The following is a 16,027-nucleotide window of genomic DNA, read 5'->3' as shown; positions in this document are numbered from 1 at the left end:
GAGCTCAGGCTCTGCCCCCATTTTCTGAGCGCATGCCAAGCAAGCCCGGCACCTTCTGAGGGGGGCGCTCAGCCGAGCATAGGCTCGGCTCTACATCAATCCTTGGTTACGCGATTGATCTCGGCCAGGCTGGTGATGCCCGCCGCCGCCTTCTTCAGCGCGGATTGGCGCAGATCATTCACCCCGATCTGCTGCGCTGCCTCGGCAATCTGCAGCGCATTACCGCCAGCCAGCACGATGGTGGCGATCTCATCGGTCATCGGCATCACCTGGTAAAGGCCGGTACGGCCCTTGTAGCCCTCAGTGCACTCATCGCAGCCCACCGCCTCGTACAACTGCACGCCTGCATCCAACTGCGCCTGGGTGAAGCCCTCGGCCAGCAACGCGTGCGCGGGAAGATCGGAAGGCTTCTTGCAGTTGCCGCACAGCCGGCGCGCCAGGCGCTGGGCGATCACCAGCGTCACCGAGCTGGTGATGTTGTAGGGCGCAATACCCATGTTCATCAGTCGCGCGATGGTCTGCGGCGCGTCGTTGGTATGCAGTGTGGACAGCACCATGTGGCCGGTCTGCGCCGCCTTGATCGCAATCTCGGCCGTCTCCAGGTCGCGGATTTCGCCGACCATGATGATGTCCGGATCCTGTCGCAGGAACGAGCGCAGCGCCGCCGCGAAGGTCATGCCACGCTTGTTGTTCTGCTGCACCTGGTTGACGCCGGGCAGGCGGATTTCCACCGGGTCTTCGGCGGTGGAGATGTTGCGCGTCTCATCGTTGAGGATGCCCAGCGCGGTATACAGCGACACCGTCTTGCCCGAACCGGTCGGGCCGGTCACCAGCACCATGCCGTAGGGCTTGTGGATGGCTTCCAGGAACAGCTTCTGCTGGTCCGGCTCGTAACCCAGCTTGTCGATGCCCAGCTTGGCCGCGCTGCCATCGAGGATACGCAGCACCACCTTCTCGCCGAACAGGGTCGGCAGCGTGCTGACGCGGAAGTCGATCTGCTTGGACTTGGACAGGTTCAGCTTGATGCGACCGTCCTGCGGCACGCGCTTCTCGGCGATATCCAGCTGCGCCATCACCTTCAGGCGCGCGGCAATGCGCTGGTTCAGTTTCACCGGCGCGCGCGCCACCATCTTCAGCAGGCCGTCGATGCGCAGGCGCACCCGGTAATCGTCTTCGTAGGGTTCGAAGTGGATATCCGAAGCGCCCTTGCGGATCGCATCCACCAGCACCTTGTTGACGAACTTCACCACCGGGGTGTCGTCACCCTTGGCGTCGATGCCGGAGTCGCCACCGGCCCCCAGGTCCTCGTCGCCAGCCGCGACTTCCAGGTTTCCCATGCCCTCGTCGTCGCCACCCAGGGCGTCACCGAGGGTGTCATGGCTGGCGTGCCACTGCTCCAACGTCCGGCGGATCTGGTCCTCATCGACGATGATCGGCTCCACCACCAGGTTGGTGTGGAACTTGATCTCATCCAGCGAGTGGGTCGGGTTGCTGGTGCCGACGAACAGCTTGCCGCCGCGCTTGAACAGCGGCAGCACATTGTGTTTCCGCAGCAGCTCCTCACTGACCAGGCTCATGGCGTTCTGGCTGGCGTCGAACGTGGACACGTCGAACAGCGGCATGCCGAACTCGACCGCGTTGGCGGCTGCCAGCTGGGCCGCCCCAACCACCTTGTTCTGCGCGAACCAGGTCGGCAGCGGCTGCCGGGCGGCGGCAGCCTTGGCCATGGCATCGCGGGCGGAAGCCTCGTCCAGCGCACCATCCTGGACCAGGCGACGGGCCAGGCCGGTGATGCCGACGAGATTGGCGGTGGTTACGGCGTTCATAGGGATCCTTTACTGGCCCAAGGCGGCCGCCCGCAGCGGTCGCTGTGTAGTGCATAGGGGTGACATACTAACCGCGCGTAGCGCGTGAACGTATGTCCAACCGCCCAAAAGCGCGTCTTCAGAACGGCTGTTCCCGATGCCAGCGCCAGGCACTGTCGATGATGCCGGCCAGATCCTGCCAGCCGCGCACCCATCCCAACTCCCGTTGCGCTTTGGCGCTGGAAGCCACCAACCGGGGTGGATCTCCCGGCCGGCGCCCAACAACCTCGAAAGGTACTGCCTGCCCGACCACCTGCGCGGCGGCCTCAACAATATCCATGACTGAGTAGCCTCGTTCACTACCCAAATTGAAGTCATGGGTTCCCGGGCTCCGCTCCATCAGGTTCATTGCCAATGCATGAGCACGTGCGAGGTCCTGCACATGCACATAGTCCCGCACGCAGGTTCCGTCAGGTGTGGGGTAGTCCGCCCCAAACACCTTCAGCGGTGGCGCCTGTCCAGCCGCGGTTCTAAGCACGTTCGGAATCAGATGAGTCTCGCACGCGTGCGCCTCACCTATACCGTGTTCAGGGAGAGCACCGGCAGCATTGAAGTAGCGAAGCACTACCGATGACAAGCCATACGCTTCCCAAGCGTCAGCAAGCATCCGCTCGACCATCAACTTGCTGGCACCATACGGATTGATTGGCTGCATCGGCTGCTGTTCGTCGACAAGGGAAGCCGACGACTGCCCGAACACAGCCGCCGTGGATGAAAAAACCATCTTGCCTATATCCCAGCGCCGCAGCTGCGCCAGCAGATTCAGTGTGCCGGCCACATTGTTCCGATAGGTGGAGAATGGATCGGCGACTGAAGACGCAACCAACGAATTCGCAGCGAAATGCATCACCGCGTCAAAGCGCCGCCCGCTGAACGCACGCACCAGCGAAGACTCGTCCAGCAGATCTGCCTGGATGAACTCCCCCCATTTCACTGCCTGCCGGTGACCGGTGGACAGGTTGTCCAACACGGTTACGGCATGGCCCTGCTCGGCCAGCCACTGTGACATGTGGCTACCAATGTAACCCGCCCCTCCACAGACAAGGACGCTCCACATCTGCATGACTCCACGTCAGATCGAACATCACGCCGTACTATCGTCCTCCCCAATCCCCGGCAGGCACCGGGAAGGAGACATGAGGGCCACCTGAGCTCAGGCCTTGGCCTCTTCGTGGTATTCATCGTCCACATTGATTGACCACAGCCGACTCTTGTCCACGTTACCGGACAGGATCTGGTCAGCAGCCTCTTTGGCCGTCAGCATCGAGTGATCCTGATTGTTGTACCGGTGCATGCCATTGCGCCCCACCAGGAACAGGTTCTGTACCTGATCCAACGCAGACCGCAATCGATCGAACTGGGCGTAGGCCTCACCAAAGTAGCCCGGATAGGCTTTGGGTACGCGGATCACAACTGCATCCTGAGCACGCTCAGCGGTAACCAGACCGATCTGGAGCATCTCGCGTTGGGCCAGTGCCTGCAGGTCGGCATCATCCATGTTCCACAATGGATCAGTCTCTCGGCAGAAGAACTCGAGTCCCATCCACACCTTCGATGCATCACGAACCATGTACGGGCTCCAGTTGTTGAAGACCTGTACACGCCCAACGTTCACGCCCGGCTCCTGAATGTAGATCCAGTTGTCGCCCAGTACCCGCGGAAGGTCGGAAGCATCGTAAAGCAGGCCGACGGTGATGAAATCACGGTACTGCAGTCCATCGGCGATCGCAGCCACATCCTCGGGCCAGCTTGCCCGCGAGGCAGACACCAGCTCACGCACGGGCATGGTTGAGACCACGTGTGAGCAATCCAATTTGAAGGCTTCGCCAGTCCCGGACTGTACGGTGACGCTCTGCACCTGACCTTCACCAACTTCCAAGCCAACAGCGCGATGCTTCATCAACAACGTGCCACCACGCGCGACGAACTGCCTGGCAGCCGTTTCCCACATCTCCCCGGGGCCATGCTTCGGATACAGGAAGTTTTCGATCAACGAAGTCTGTTCAGCCTTCCCGTTCAAGCCCAGTGCGCTTCGCGCAGCATGCAACACCGCCTTGGTGATCGACAGGCTCTTGATGCGTTGCGCACCCCATTCGGCACTGATCTGGTTGCAGGGCACACCCCAGACCTTCTCGGTGTACTCCTTGAAGAACTGTCGATAAAGACGTTGCCCGAAGCGGTTGACGAGGAAATCCTCCAGGCTCACTTCCGGTTCGATCTTGCTAACCTGCGAGCGCAGGTAGCTGAAACCGAACAATACGGACTTGCCCACACCCAGGTTGCGGAAACTGTCCGCATTCAACTTCAGCGGGTAAGAGAAAAAGCGCCGATTGAAATAGATGCGTGACAGGCGGTTGCGTACCAGCATCGCGGTCGGCTGTGAGCTCTCTGCCACAGGCGCACCCGTCGGCAAGCCCTCACGCGCCTGGCCCTGGTAGCGAAGGTTCAACGGTACGTCGCCTGTGTGTTCGATGGGCATCAGGTTGGCCCACCACTGCATCACCCAGTCCGATTTCGAAAAGAACCGGTGCCCACCAATATCGATGCGGTTGCCATTGTGGTTGACCGTGCGCGAGATGCCGCCCACGCAGTCATCCGCCTCCAGCACCGTCACCGTTACACCCGGCTGCCCAACCAGCTCCAACGCGGCGGTCAAGCCCGCCGGACCCGCACCGATGATTACAACATGCTTGCTCATGCCACCTCCCCGATGGCCCGTTCGCGCCCCCGCGACCGGAAAAGAATCAACTTGCGCAATGCGAAGTTCGACGTGAACGAGAACCCGACCGCAACCAGCCTGGCAATGCTCCCCGGCATACCCAGCCACTCAATGCAGACCCACATGACACCTTGGACAACCAGCAGACCGAAGCAACCGATCAGCACGAATATGGCTAGTTCCGCCGAAGCAGAGCTGACCACGCGCCGAGCGAACACCCAGCGAACGCTGATGACGTAGGCGACCACACTCCCTACCAGGAAACCGCCAGCAGCAGCGGCATACCAACCGCCCCACCACCACGAAAGAAGCGCGAAGGTCCCGAGATCCGCGAGCAAGGCAATGGCAGATGCTACGAGGTAGCCAATCCCCTCACTCAACAGGCCCGTCGTCGCCTGTCTGCGCTGGAAGAACTTACTCATGCGGCCCCTCTTCCTCAACGCCTCGAACCGATACCGAACTCAATGAGTGTCGATCGATCTGCGCCTTTCCAGACGGATCCTCCCAGTCAGAGCATTTGTACAAATAGTAGCTGCCAAGGAGTCTACCAGTACCAGGATGTCGAGCCTCCCACACACCTCGCACGTTGCGTGGCTGTCGGAATGGCAGCACGAAATAATCAGGTGGAGCAACATCCTTGTATGGGGTGCACATGTAGCGAAGGCCTGCATCTCCAATCCAACAGGCGTCCGAAACACCATTGATGGTATTTACTGTGTCGCAGATCTCACCCTGCACATTCACGGGCGATATCTGAAGCTGTCGCTGTATTCCGGCAAATGACGTTCCGCGATTGAACATCTGACCCGCCATCTGATAGATGCTGAAATAATTGGCACGTCCCAATACTAGCCAAGGGCCCAACGGGGAAGGCTCAGCCGAGTACCAGTAGACCGTAGCTTCAGCTGGCACATGCGTTCCAAAAACTTCCGTTCCGGCAGAGGCCTCCACAAGTCTGGACCACGGACTCCGGGAGTCCCACACAGACATGGATCCCACCAGCGCCACCACGGATAGCAAGCCCAGGATGGCCCCCCAGCGCTTTCCCGAATTCACGTACAACCAGGTGACTAGAGCGGCCAGAGAGCCCACAACCAAGGGGAACCCCAGCATCACCACATCCTGACGGACACGCTCAAGGTCGCTACCCAGCAATTTGAACACCAACCATGAACTGAACTGATAACGGAACATCGAAACCGCGAGAATGGCGATCAAGCCAGACAGAATCAGGCGTTTTGTTAGCTTACTGATCTTGGCCACCACGTGAGGCCAAGCAATACTCAGAGGAATCAGCCCCAGAACTGCCCAAGGCAGGGTGGTGCGGGAAACACTCGCGCCCGTCACAACAATCGAAACCAGCAGGAAAATGGCGACCCAGTCTTTGGGCTGACGTTGCCACTGATGCCAAAGAACCCATGGTGCACCGGCCATCGCGAACCAATGTACCAGCCATAGCACGCGCCAGAACTGCATACCAGCTGGCAGCATCAATTGCAGCGCGTCGGAGAACACAGCCGAAAGTGCAAGGCCCACAGCCATGGCGGCCATCACCGCCTTGCACATCGTGGACAATGCGCTGTCAGAGGGGACGCAACGATACAAGCGGTACAGCAGATAGAAATCGGCGACGACGATACACCAGTCGCGTACTTCCCAGTGGGACAGGAAGATGTGATCACTCAACTGGAGGATCAAAACCATCCAATCCGGATCAATGCGTGAGAACAACCCGGCAAATGGCCCAACTTTCATCGCCCCCAGGAGAGCGGCGGGAACGACCGCCAACAATGCCCACAGCCAGCGACGGTCATGCATGACCAGCCAGCACCACGCCACCATCATCGCGGCCAGCGCCTGCAGCGGATGCAGCACTCCCGCGGCTCCCAGGCAAACCATTGCCCAGACAGTGTGGCGGCGAACCAGCAGACCTAGGGCAACGAGCGAAAGCGCCTCTGCGATGGGGCGAGCGGTCAGGAAGGGTTCTGCATAGGCAAAGATGCTGTACGAACCATACCCGGTCGGCATGACAATCAATGAAAGCAGCGCAGCCCAACGCAATGGCTGGGGAAACAACACTCGAACCAAGTACCAACTGGCCGCATAGAAGCCCAGTCGCATGGCAAATGTCATGACAAGAAATACATCGCCTGCCGAAAAATGCCCAAGAAGTGCCGCCAAGAATCGCGGAAACACGGTGAAGTCGGCTTGGCTTCCCGCGACGAAGAACAGGTCCCGATCAAATATGTCCGGGGAAATGACCCTCAAGGCCTGCGCGAGATACAAGGTCGCGTCGTGGCGAATACCGGTGTATGGCTTCAGATAGATGATCAGCGCCAATGCAAAGCACCATGGCGCGACCCTGCGCAGAGCATTCATTCCCAACCAATCCCCCATAAAAGGTAAGCCCCGCATAAAGCGGGGCTCCCTCAACACTCACTGCCCGCTCGATAGAGCGGTGAAGTTACTGGCAGCTGCCCGGACGGAACTTCGCCGGGATGTCGCCACCGCAAACCCACGCAACGGTACCGTTGGTGGAATTCAGGGTTGCGGTCAGTTCGATCTTCTTGTTATCGATGGCGCCATCGATGTTCTGAGCAGTTGCGGCAATCTTGCCACCAGCCCAAGCAACGCTCTTGACGTACTTCGACGACTGCGCCTCATAGCCGCTCCAGCTGTCAGCCGGCAGGGCATTGTTCGAAGCTGCGTATTCAGCCACGGCGGTACGCAGCGACGAAGCGGCCAGAATCACTTCCGACACCTTCGACTTCTTGGTGTAGTCGGAGTAGGCCGGCAGCGCGATGGCAGCCAGGATGGCAATGATCGCAACGACGATCATCAGTTCGATCAGGGTGAAGCCCTTCTGGTTCTTCATTTTAGTACGTCCCCAAGATAGTGGTGGTTGAATTCCGGAGCGCCCGGCCGAGCAGGCCTTCGACCCCGCAGGCGGATCAACGCAGGTTGCGTGCCAACCGTCTGGCACGTCCTCCCCGATTTCCCCGTGCCAATGATGGCAGCAAATTCGCGGATGGGAACCCCCCTGCTGCGAATCTGCGATGGACGCGGCAATGTGACGCAGTGCGTCACCTTTGGCCGGCATCCGCCACGAATTCACACCGCCGCCCGCATTTCCGCTGCCCAGATGGCCCTGAACCCGCTACCATCGCCCGTCAGGATGCCCGCCTGGGGATGGCGGGCCTTGGGGAGCCAACATGTCTGTCAGTCGCAGTGCGATCAAGAAGGAACCGGTGGCGCGCGCCACCATGGATTTGCAGCCGTTTGTCTGGGAGGGGACCGACAAGCGGGGCGTGAAGATGAAAGGCGAGCAGTTGGCCAAGAACGCCAATCTGCTGCGTGCCGAGCTGCGCCGACAGGGGATCAATCCGGGCCAGGTCAAGCCAAAGCCGAAGCCACTGTTCGGCGCTGCCGGCAAGGCCGTGGGGGCCAAGGACATTGCGTTCTTCAGCCGCCAAATGGCGACCATGATGAAGTCCGGCGTACCGATTGTCTCGGCCCTGGAAATCATTGGCAGCGGGCACAAGAACCCGCGCATGAAGAAGATGGTGGACGGAATCCGTACCGACATCGAGGGTGGCTCTTCTCTTCATGAGGCCATCAGCAAGTACCCCGTCCAGTTCGACGAGCTCTACCGCAATCTGGTGCGAGCCGGCGAAAGTGCCGGTGTGCTGGAAACAGTGCTGGACACGATCGCCTCCTACAAAGAGAACATCGAAGCACTGAAGGGCAAGATCAAGAAGGCCTTGTTCTACCCTGCCATGATTCTGGTGGTGGCCTTCCTGGTCAGTACCATCCTTCTCGTATGGGTCGTTCCGCAGTTCGAAGAAGTCTTCACCAGCTTCGGCGCGGACCTGCCGGCCTTCACCAAGATGGTGGTCGGGCTGTCACGCTTCATGGTCAGCTGGTGGCTGCCCATCGTGATCGTGATCATCGCAGCCGTGGTCGGCACATTCATGGCCTACAAGCGATCTCCGAAGATGCAGCACGGCTTGGATCGGGCCATCCTGAAGGTGCCGGTGATCGGTCAGATCATGCACAACAGTGCCATTGCCCGATTCGCGCGTACCACAGCCGTGACCTTCAAGGCCGGTGTTCCCCTGGTGGAGGCGTTGGGCATTGTGGCCGGCGCGACCGGCAACAAGGTCTACGAGGAATCCGTGCTGCGCATGCGTGATGACGTCTCGGTCGGCTACCCGGTCAACATGGCCATGAAGCAGACCAACCTGTTCCCGCACATGGTCATCCAGATGACCAGCATCGGCGAGGAGGCCGGCGCACTGGATGCCATGCTGTTCAAGGTGGCTGAATACTACGAGCAGGAAGTGAACAACGCCGTGGATGCCTTGAGCAGCCTGCTGGAACCGATGATCATGGTGTTCATTGGTACCATTGTCGGTGGCTTGGTCATCGCGATGTACCTGCCCATCTTCAAACTCGGCGCCGTCGTCGGCTAAAGGTATCAATGGCATTTCTCGACCAGCACCCCGGCCTCGGCTACCCCGCCGCGGCCGCCCTGGGACTGCTGCTGGGCAGTTTCCTGAACGTCGTCATCCTGCGCCTGCCCAAGCGGCTGGAGTGGCAGTGGAAGCGCGATGCGCGCGAAGTCCTGGAGGAACCGGACTTCTATGAACCGCCCCCACCGGGGATCGTGGTCGAGCCGTCGCACTGCCCGCACTGCAAGCACAAGCTGAGCTGGTACGAGAACATCCCGCTGTTCAGCTGGATCATCCAGGGCGGCAAGTGCCGCCACTGCAAGGCGCCGATCTCGCTGCAGTACCCGCTGGTGGAGGCCCTGACCTCGGTGCTGGTGCTGGCCTGCGTCTGGCAGTTCGGCTTCGGCTGGCAGGGCTTCGGCGCCATCGTGCTGACCTGCTTCCTGATCGCCCTGTCCGGCATCGACCTGCGCACCCAGCTGCTGCCCGACCAATTGACCCTGCCGCTGATGTGGCTGGGGCTGATAGGCAGCATCGACAACCTGTACATGCCGGCCAAGCCCGCCCTGGTGGGCGCGGCGGTGGGTTACCTGTCGCTGTGGACGGTCTGGTGGCTGTTCAAGCAGCTGACCGGCAAGGAAGGCATGGGCCACGGCGACTTCAAGCTGCTGGCGGCACTCGGCGCCTGGTGCGGGCTGAAGGGCATCCTGCCGATCATCCTGCTGTCCTCGGTACTGGGCGCCATCATCGGCTCGATCTGGCTGTACAGCCGGGGCCGTGACCGCGCCACGCCCATCCCGTTTGGGCCGTACCTGGCCGTTGCCGGCTGGCTGTACTTCATGTGGGGTGCGCCACTGGTGGAGCAGTATCTGGTGATGAGCGGGCTGCGCTGAGGGGAGTCCCCATGAGCCGCTATGTGGTTGGCCTGACCGGTGGCATCGCCTCGGGCAAGAGTGAGGTGACGCGGCGCTTCGAGGCGCTGGGCATCGTGGTGGCCGATGCCGACCTGGCTGCCCGCGCCGTAGTGGCCGCCGGCAGCCCGGCGCTGGCCCGCATTGCCGAGCGCTTCGGCGCCGACATGCTGCTGGCCGATGGCAGCCTGGACCGGGCCCGCCTGCGCGCCCACGTGTTCGCCGACCCGGCGGAGCGGACGGCATTGGAAGCCATCACCCACCCGGCCATCCGCCTGCTGATGCAACAGCAGTGCGAGCAGGCCACCAGCGCCTATGCGATTGCCGCCATTCCGCTGCTGACCGAGGTCGGTGGGCGAAAGGCTTACCCGTGGCTGGACCGGGTGCTGCTGGTGGATGCGCCCGAGGCCGCGCAGCATGCCCGGCTGATGCAACGCGACGGCATCGACGCCGCGCTGGCCGACCGGATGATTGCTGCGCAGGCCAGCCGGGCGCAGCGGCTGGCCCTGGCGGATGACGTGGTGGTCAATGATGGGCAGCCGGAAGACCTGCAGGCGCAGGTGGAACAGCTGCATACGCGGTATCTGGGGTTGGCTGCGGGCTGAGGCCGGATTGCCGGCCAGCGGCCGGCACTACCAAAGCGTATCCACGCGTGGCCGGGATCTGGGGATCTGCTGTAGAGCCGAGCCCATGCTCGGCTGCGATCACAGATGGCATTCCGCATATGTGCGGACCTACCCCACCTGTTGACGCGCGTGGCGAACCAGCTCGCGGGCGCCCAGCAGCAGGCCATCGACCACATCCGGGCTGAGCTGCTGATGGGCGCCGCCCTGCTCGCGTGCAGCGGCGGCAGCGTGCAGTACCTGGACCAGCACATCCAGTCCCGCCAACGTACGGCCGAGACCAGCCCGGGCTGAGGCCTGCGCCGGGCTGAGGCCCTCTGCCTCCAGCCGCTGGCCATCGGCACCGTCGCGGCCATCCATGCTGGCCAGCAGGGTGGGCAGGAGATCTTCGGGGTCATCGAGCAGGGTTTCGAGCCGCTCGGCCGCTTCGGCGGGCAGCCGGTTGACGGCGTCGCCGATGAGAGCGGAAAGATGGGGAAACACGGGGCGTGCGGACATGAGGTTCCTCGCAGACGGCGAGCCACCCGCAAAGGCGAGGTGGCGGACGGTGCGGGTTGGCGTACCGGATCACAACAATCAACAAAAGACTCCGGCGGACACTTGCGAGTCCCCACACACCGCCCGCCAAAGCAAGGCATGCGGTGCATTCTCCACGACGGGCCAAGACCCTAGGAGCTTGTTGATTATTGTGTTGATTTCAGGACGCCAATCCCGGCCAGGGCACCCGCCCCGGCTCAGCCATCAGGCCACCCGAAGAAAGTCAGTTCTGTAGGGGAAATCCCAAGCGGCGCGCGGGCGTGCCAATTTGTGCGGCACAGCACGCCCATGCCGCGGCACGCGTCACGCAGGTGTCGCTATGGGCCGCGATGCTGGGCCGTCACGGCGGTCAACTACGCGCCGGTTACGACAATCCGCGCGATGGCTATGCGGCAGCATCCTTTACGCCCTGCCCCCTGCGCGCCGACGCCTCCGCAATCGCCACACCGGGTGGATTGAGATAACAGGTACGCCAGCGCAGATAGCCCCACTGCCAGTGGTACTCGCGCCCGGTCAGCTGCAACGCTTCATCGAAGTCGTCAGGGCGCTGCCGCCAGTCGGTCAGCTCTTCCAGCTCCTGCACCGACATTCCCAGCGGCACCCGCGGCTGGAACATCTGTCCGGAGCGTTGCATGCGCTCGCGCTCCTGCCGGTGGGACCGCTCAATCGCATCCAGCTCACGCATCCGCTGCTGGTACGCGTCACGCTCGCGTCGCTGCACGTGAATCCACTCGTCATCGTCCAGCCCGAACGGCTTGAACCATGCCCGCGAGTCGTGCACGTAGCCGTCCAGAAACGTGCCCACGGCCTGCGGCGGCGCCTGCCGCGAGTCCCAGATCGATTGGATCTGGCCATCCAGCCACTGCTGTTCCTTTTTGCCCCGCAACCTCGCCTGCACGAAATCCTGCACGGGAATACCCTGGAACCGAGGGGGCGTGGCCATGCCGTGGTGGGCCGCGAAAGGCTCTTCGGCGCGCAGGCGGGCCGTGGCGTTGTTGTGGCGCATCGCCCGCGCCTCCTGCACCAGCTCGGCATTGCCGCCGCCTAGGTCCGCGCGGTCCTGCGCAGACGCGTACAGGTAGCCCGGCAGGCGATCGAAGTCATCCAGATGCTGCCGACGCCACAGCAGGTACTGGCGATAATGGGCGTACATCAGCACCGCGGTGCGGTTGGCCTTGGAGGCGGGGGTGCTGGCTGGCAGGAACGGCGCCATCGCCTGCAGATAGGCGTTGTAGTGCTGGCGCAGTTTCGGGGAAATCTCGAACTGGCTCTGCAATTCCACTCGTGCCTTCTCGATGGGCAACAGCGGCACGCCTGCCGCCAGCGCATGCCGATACATGTCGCACAGCGGAATCTGTGAAAGCTTGTCGGCGTCCTTCGGCGAACGCCCCTGCTCACCGGGCGTGTAGCCGCCGCCCACATCCGAATGCACCCCGGGGTAGATGATCTGCTCGCAGTTCGCGCCATCCACCAGATCCACCGGGAACGAGCCGCGTACTTCATGCGCGGCCACCATATGCACGCAGCGGCGCACATCGGCGGGAATACGCAGGTCTTCGGCTTCCGCCCAGCCGCCGTGACCATCGAATACCGACTCAAAGAAGCTCTGCGCAGCACCGACCGACGCCACCGTATCGAACAGCCCCATGAAATCGATCTGCACCGGAATGCCACACAGCCGCAGCGGTCCGGGACCGGGGTCACAGGCGTCGCCGAGCCAGTTACAGAATACGCGCGCCTCGGTGGCGCCTCGCGAGAAGCCAAACACCGAAATGCGGATGCGGTCCACCCGGGGATTCTGCTTCTGGAATGGAGCCACCTTCTTTTCCAGAAAGGCGCGCCGTTCCTGCAACACCGCACGGCGCGCCGTGTGATCGGCGCGCGCGAGATGGGTGCCACGCACCCGCTGCAACGCGCCGACCATATTCCAGAAGCCGCCGCTGAGCGAGTTGCGCAGGTCGAGCTCTTTCTCGCCCTGGTTGACAGCCAGATAGTTGGAAAGCGGCATTCGTGCTGCCTGCGCCAGACGCTCCACGTCCTGAAGGCTCAGGCGGAGATCGGCACTCATCTTGCGCGCGACAGGGACCGTGGAATCGAAGCCCATTGCTTTGGTGACGGTGGTACCCGCGAAATGATCGAAAAGGTGATCCTGAACCTGCATCAGCATCCAATTCACCCGCCCCTCGCCTCCCCAACCCGCTGCCGCGCCGGCGCGCGCGTGCCAGCCAGTGCCGGTGTCGCCAATCTCATTCAGCGCCTCGGTTCCTACGCCTTGGATGTAGCTTGAGAACTTTTGTCTGCGTCGCCCCTCACTCCGCAATCGGTCTGCATCATAGACATCAAAAAGCCGTGATACGTTGCTCTCACTCATATCCCCACGCCTTTTGGACACCAGCCTGTGGTTACGTGTCCCGTCAAAGAAGCAGCCTATTGAAAGATCCACACCACAGTCGGATCCGGATTCCGACAATGACGCTGCATATCGCCCCGCTTCATTGGAACTGAGCTGCGTTGGTTGCTCTGACGTCGGAGTAGATACTCTTACCCTCACTATTCCGCCTCCTTGCCCGATGTTGCTTCCAGAAATTTCTTAATCTTTGCTGGATCACCGTTTCCATCACCGAAGTCAATGTCGTAAGCGAAGTCCGGATATCCTGGGGAGTAGGGAGTGGCCACGACCCGCACTTGATCACCCGGAAAGTAGAAGAAATAGATGAACCCATCAAGAAACGGCTCATAGGGCGCAACAAGAACGTCCTTCTCAACATAGCTTTTGGGATCCTTGATAAACATGCTGCTGGTGCGGTAGGCCACTGCCACTTTGAGCCCCGGATGCCAAAGACGAGGGAGCATCACGCAGCAAGTGCGTCCGTTACTGCTGGCGTACGGTTGCATGCCGCCCCCCCATACGTCATTAATGAAGACTTTTCCAAGGCCTTCGTCGGAATAGTTGACGATGCCAATCTTCAAATGCATCTCCGGCGGAGCGTCGGTAATGTCGCGACCAGTATCAGGCTCAATGATGCGTGGCTTCGGGGGAGCTGCCGGTGGTGGACCGACCCTGAAATCCATGATCTTTAGTACTAGACCTGCCAAAGCAAACAGCGCCAGCCCGATCAGAACGATGCTTACGAACACCTTCTTCACCACGACCATTCGGTGGACACTATTCATTCAAACGCACCCTCGCCTGCGACGCATGTTGGGGTAGATGATCTGCTCACAGTTCGCGCCATCCACCAGGTCCACCGGGAACGAGCCACGCACCTCATGCGCAGCCACCATATCCACACAGCGACGCACATCGGCGGGAATGCGCAGGTCTTCGGCTTCCGCCCAGCCGCCGTGACCATCGAACAGCGACTCAAAGAAGCTCTGCGCAGCACCGACCGACGCCACCGTATCGAACAGCCCCATGAAATCGATCTGCACCGGAATGCCACACAGCCGCAGCGGTCCGGGACCGGGGTCACAGGCGTCGCCGAGCCAGTTACAGAATACGCGCGCCTCGGTGGCGCCGCGCGAGAAGCCAAACACCGAAATGCGGATGCGGTCCACCCGGGGATTCTGCTTCTGGAATGGAGCCACCTTCTTTCCCAGAAAGGCGCGCCGTTCCTGCAACACCGCACGGCGCGCCACGTGATCGGCCCGCGCGAGATGGGTGCCACGCACCCGCTGCAACGCGCCGACCATATTCCAGAAGCCGCCGCTGAGCGAGTTGCGAAGATCGATTTCCTCCTGCCCTTGGTTGACCGCCAGGTAGTTGGACATCGACATCCGCGCCGCCTGCGCCAGGCGCTCTACGTCCTGCAGGCGCAAGCGGAGATCGGCACTCATCTTGCGCGCGACGGGGACAGTGGAATCGAAGCCCATGGCCTTGGTGACGGTGGTACCTGCGAAATGATCGAGGAGATGATCCTGAACCTGCATCAGCATCCAATTCACCCGACCCTCGCCGCCCCAGCCGGCTGCCGCGCCAGCGCGCGCGTGCCAACCGGTGCCAGTGTCGCCAATCTCCTTCAGCGCCTCGGTTCCTACGCCTTGGATGTAGCTTGAGAACCTATTTCTGCGTCGCCCCTCACTTCGCAATCGGCCTGCATCATAGATATCGAAAAGCCGCGATACGTTGCTCTCACTCATATCCCCACGCTTTTTGGACGCCAGCCTGTGGTTACGCGTCCCGTCAAAGAAGCAGCCTATTGAAAGATCCACACCACAGTCGGATCCGGATTCCGACAATGAGGCCGCATATCGCGCCGCTTCACTGGAACTGAGCCGCGTTGGTTGCTCTGACGTCGGAGTAGATACCCTTACCCTCACTATTCCGCCTCCTGGCCCGCTGTTGCTTCCAGAAATCTCTTAATCTTTGCTGGATCACCGTGCCCATCACCGAAGTCAATGTCGTAAGCGAAGCCTGGATATCCTGGGGAGTAGGGAGTGGCCACGACCCGCACCTGATCACCCGGAAAGTAGAAGAAATAGATGAACCCATCAAGAAACGGCTCATAGGGCGCAACAAGAACATCCTTCTCAACATAGCTTTGGGGATCTTTGAGAAACATGCTGCTGGTGCGGTAAGCCACGGTGACCTTCAGGCCTAGATGCCAGAGACGAGGGAGCGTCACACAGCATGTACGACCGTTGCTACTGGCTCGGGCCCGCATCGCGCCACCCCAAGCATCATTAATGAGAACAGTACCCAGCCCCTCATCCGAGTAATTGGCGATACCAATTTTCAAATGCATTTCCGGCGGGGCATCGGTAATGTCGTGACCAGTATCAGGCTCAATGATGCGTGGCTTCGGGGGAGCTGCCGGTGGTGGACCGACCCTGAAATCCATGATCTTTAGTACTAGACCTGCCAAAGCAAACAGCGCCAGCCCGATCAGAACGATGCTTACGAACACCTTCTTCACCACGA

14 protein-coding genes are annotated in these 16,027 nt (G+C 61.3%); 3 read left to right on the top strand and 11 right to left on the bottom strand.

The annotated features are described in order from the left end of the window. Positions 1-95 precede the first annotated feature (95 nt). The 6 genes from pilB to VPH47_RS04320 form a co-directional block, all read right to left on the bottom strand. Positions 96-1,826, bottom strand: coding sequence for a type IV-A pilus assembly ATPase PilB (gene pilB / locus VPH47_RS04345; protein ID WP_153855680.1), 1,731 nt, complete (start codon positions 1,824-1,826; stop codon positions 96-98). Positions 1,827-1,944: 118 nt separating this feature from the next. After that, positions 1,945-2,922 (bottom strand): UDP-glucose 4-epimerase GalE, encoded by a 978-nt coding sequence (galE, locus tag VPH47_RS04340; RefSeq protein ID WP_368851567.1) that lies wholly within the window; start codon positions 2,920-2,922, stop codon positions 1,945-1,947. Between the two features lie 96 nt (positions 2,923-3,018). Further along, positions 3,019-4,563 carry an NAD(P)/FAD-dependent oxidoreductase gene (locus VPH47_RS04335; protein ID WP_368850202.1) on the bottom strand — a complete coding sequence of 515 codons (1,545 nt, stop codon included), beginning with the start codon at positions 4,561-4,563 and terminating at the stop codon, positions 3,019-3,021. Further along, entirely contained in the window at positions 4,560-5,006 is a 447-nt protein-coding gene (locus tag VPH47_RS04330; RefSeq protein WP_368850201.1) for a GtrA family protein, read from the bottom strand. Before VPH47_RS04330 ends, VPH47_RS04335 begins: the two co-directional genes overlap by 4 nt. Further along, positions 4,999-6,924, bottom strand: a complete 1,926-nt coding sequence (locus tag VPH47_RS04325; protein WP_368850200.1) for a hypothetical protein — start codon at positions 6,922-6,924, stop codon at positions 4,999-5,001. The genes VPH47_RS04330 and VPH47_RS04325 overlap by 8 nt, the downstream gene beginning before the upstream one ends. Before the next feature lie 124 nt (positions 6,925-7,048). Beyond that, complete coding sequence (locus VPH47_RS04320) at positions 7,049-7,459, bottom strand: pilin (protein WP_241882000.1); 411 nt, start codon at positions 7,457-7,459, stop codon at positions 7,049-7,051. A gap of 337 nt (positions 7,460-7,796) precedes the next feature. Between VPH47_RS04320 and VPH47_RS04315 the strand changes: the two genes are divergently transcribed. The 3 genes from VPH47_RS04315 to coaE are packed head-to-tail and all read left to right on the top strand — an operon-like array spanning position 7,797 to position 10,551. Then, the gene (locus VPH47_RS04315) at positions 7,797-9,056 is read left to right on the top strand and encodes a type II secretion system F family protein (protein WP_180846441.1); all 1,260 of its coding nucleotides are present in this window, start codon (positions 7,797-7,799) and stop codon (positions 9,054-9,056) included. 8 nt (positions 9,057-9,064) lie between these two features. Beyond that, complete coding sequence (locus VPH47_RS04310) at positions 9,065-9,928, top strand: A24 family peptidase (protein WP_010481503.1); 864 nt, start codon at positions 9,065-9,067, stop codon at positions 9,926-9,928. An 11-nt stretch (positions 9,929-9,939) separates the two neighbouring features. Next, a complete protein-coding gene (coaE, locus tag VPH47_RS04305; protein WP_368850199.1) occupies positions 9,940-10,551 on the top strand; it encodes a dephospho-CoA kinase in 612 nt (203 codons plus the stop codon). Between the two features lie 129 nt (positions 10,552-10,680). On the opposite strand, the gene VPH47_RS04300 is transcribed toward coaE, so the two are convergent. The 5 genes from VPH47_RS04300 to VPH47_RS04280 all read right to left on the bottom strand — a co-directional run bounded on the left by VPH47_RS04300 (position 10,681) and on the right by VPH47_RS04280 (position 16,022). Beyond that, the gene (locus VPH47_RS04300) at positions 10,681-11,067 is read right to left on the bottom strand and encodes a hypothetical protein (protein ID WP_368850198.1); all 387 of its coding nucleotides are present in this window, start codon (positions 11,065-11,067) and stop codon (positions 10,681-10,683) included. 424 nt (positions 11,068-11,491) lie between these two features. Then, positions 11,492-13,477: a DUF2235 domain-containing protein gene (locus tag VPH47_RS04295; RefSeq protein ID WP_368850197.1), complete on the bottom strand. Its 1,986-nt coding sequence runs from the start codon at positions 13,475-13,477 to the stop codon at positions 11,492-11,494. A gap of 179 nt (positions 13,478-13,656) precedes the next feature. Continuing rightward, a complete protein-coding gene (locus VPH47_RS04290) occupies positions 13,657-14,253 on the bottom strand; it encodes a DUF3304 domain-containing protein (RefSeq protein ID WP_368850196.1) in 597 nt (198 codons plus the stop codon). Between the two features lie 27 nt (positions 14,254-14,280). After that, positions 14,281-15,246, bottom strand: coding sequence for a DUF2235 domain-containing protein (locus VPH47_RS04285; protein WP_368850195.1), 966 nt, complete (start codon positions 15,244-15,246; stop codon positions 14,281-14,283). A gap of 179 nt (positions 15,247-15,425) precedes the next feature. Continuing rightward, positions 15,426-16,022 (bottom strand): DUF3304 domain-containing protein, encoded by a 597-nt coding sequence (locus VPH47_RS04280; protein WP_368850194.1) that lies wholly within the window; start codon positions 16,020-16,022, stop codon positions 15,426-15,428. Positions 16,023-16,027 lie beyond the last annotated feature (5 nt).

The organism is Stenotrophomonas sp. WED208 (genome assembly GCF_040984485.1).
GTDB lineage: Bacteria > Pseudomonadota > Gammaproteobacteria > Xanthomonadales > Xanthomonadaceae > Stenotrophomonas > Stenotrophomonas riyadhensis.
This window is presented reverse-complemented; position numbering and strand designations above follow the sequence as displayed.

Bases quoted from the DNA above. Each gene is read 5' to 3' on its own strand.
- pilB (WP_153855680.1), bottom strand. From the start codon at position 1,826: ATGAACGCCGTAACCACCGCCAATCTCGTCGGCATCACCGGCCTGGCC.
- galE (WP_368851567.1), bottom strand. From the start codon at position 2,922: ATGTGGAGCGTCCTTGTCTGTGGAGGGGCGGGTTACATTGGTAGCCAC.
- VPH47_RS04335 (WP_368850202.1), bottom strand. From the start codon at position 4,563: ATGAGCAAGCATGTTGTAATCATCGGTGCGGGTCCGGCGGGCTTGACC.
- VPH47_RS04330 (WP_368850201.1), bottom strand. From the start codon at position 5,006: ATGAGTAAGTTCTTCCAGCGCAGACAGGCGACGACGGGCCTGTTGAGT.
- VPH47_RS04320 (WP_241882000.1), bottom strand. From the start codon at position 7,459: ATGAAGAACCAGAAGGGCTTCACCCTGATCGAACTGATGATCGTCGTT.
- VPH47_RS04315 (WP_180846441.1), top strand. From the start codon at position 7,797: ATGTCTGTCAGTCGCAGTGCGATCAAGAAGGAACCGGTGGCGCGCGCC.
- VPH47_RS04310 (WP_010481503.1), top strand. From the start codon at position 9,065: ATGGCATTTCTCGACCAGCACCCCGGCCTCGGCTACCCCGCCGCGGCC.
- coaE (WP_368850199.1), top strand. From the start codon at position 9,940: ATGAGCCGCTATGTGGTTGGCCTGACCGGTGGCATCGCCTCGGGCAAG.
- VPH47_RS04300 (WP_368850198.1), bottom strand. From the start codon at position 11,067: ATGTCCGCACGCCCCGTGTTTCCCCATCTTTCCGCTCTCATCGGCGAC.
- VPH47_RS04295 (WP_368850197.1), bottom strand. From the start codon at position 13,477: ATGAGTGAGAGCAACGTATCACGGCTTTTTGATGTCTATGATGCAGAC.
- VPH47_RS04285 (WP_368850195.1), bottom strand. From the start codon at position 15,246: ATGAGTGAGAGCAACGTATCGCGGCTTTTCGATATCTATGATGCAGGC.